The 1,149-nt window shown below is 69.3% G+C and carries 2 protein-coding genes; both read right to left on the bottom strand.

What is annotated here, in order from left to right:
* Nucleotides 1-807: ABC transporter ATP-binding protein (locus VJ307_00880; GenBank protein ID HJX72679.1), on the bottom strand; the 807-nt coding region annotated here is incomplete at its 3' end.
* Nucleotides 804-1,149 (bottom strand): iron chelate uptake ABC transporter family permease subunit (locus VJ307_00885; GenBank protein HJX72680.1); only part of this gene is annotated, 346 nt, incomplete at its 5' end. The genes VJ307_00880 and VJ307_00885, both read right to left, overlap by 4 nt.

The raw sequence follows: 1,149 nt of genomic DNA on the forward strand, positions 1-1,149 counted from the left end.
TCCCCCTCGGTCCTTCCTCCTGTCCCTCCTCACGGGGGTCACGCGGACGGACCCCGTCACCGGGTTCCTGTCGCAGACGGCCGCAACCCCGAACGCCTCGAAGACGTTGCCGGGGGTCAGGACCTCCCCGGGACGCCCGACCGCGCGGATCTTCCCCCCCGCGAGCAGGACGATCTTCTCCCCGTACTCCGCGCACAGCGAAAGATCGTGCGAGGCGATCAGGGCGGTGACGCCGCGCGACTCCGAGAGGCGCGTGACGATCTCGTAGAACGCGACCCGGTGGTAGATGTCGAGGAACGCCGTCGGCTCGTCCAGAAGCATCACCTTCGCCCCCTGGGCGATCGCCCTCGCAAGGGCGGCCCGTTGCCGCTCCCCCGCGGAGATTTCGCCCAACCCCCGGGTCTTCAGCCCCTCGAGGGAGGTCATCGCAAGCGCCCGGGCGACCTCCTCCCGGTCCAGGGCCGTCGCCTGTCCGAAGAACCCGTAGTGGGGAAACCGGCCGAGAAGCACGTAATCCTCCACCGACATCGGGAAATCGAAGGGCGGGTCCTGTCCCGCCACCGAAAGAATCCTGGCCATCTGCCTTCTCCCGTACGAAGAGGGGGGGCGCCCCAGGACGGTCACCTCCCCCGCATGGGGTCGATGCAGGCCCGAGAAGATCTTCAGAAGCGTGCTTTTCCCGGCGCCGTTCGGCCCCAGAAGGATGGCCACTTCCCCCTCGCCGACGCGAAGGTCGACTCCGGCCAGCACCTCCCGCTCCCCGTACCGGAAGGTCACGCCTCTCGCGGCCAGAAAGTCGTCTCTCACGGCTTTCCCCTGTCGCGGCGGAGGAGATAGAGGAAGAAAGGCGCCCCGGAAAGGGCGGTGACCGCTCCCACCGGGAGTTCCCCGGAGGGACCCGCGGTCCGGGCCAGCACGTCCGCCACGATGAGGAACGTCCCCCCGAGGAGAAAGGCGGCCGGCAGCAGGCGACGATGGCCCGAGCCCACGATCGCCCTCGCCCCGTGCGGCACGATGAGCCCCACGAACCCGATGAGGCCCGAGATCGCGACCACGGAGCCGGCAAGAAGGGAAGCGGTGAGGTACACCGCGGTCTTCACCTTCTCCACCGGCAGTCCGCTCTGGAAGGCGGCCTCGTCGCCCAGGAGC

The organism is Candidatus Deferrimicrobiaceae bacterium (assembly GCA_035256765.1).
Lineage (GTDB): Bacteria > Desulfobacterota > Deferrimicrobia > Deferrimicrobiales > Deferrimicrobiaceae > CSP1-8.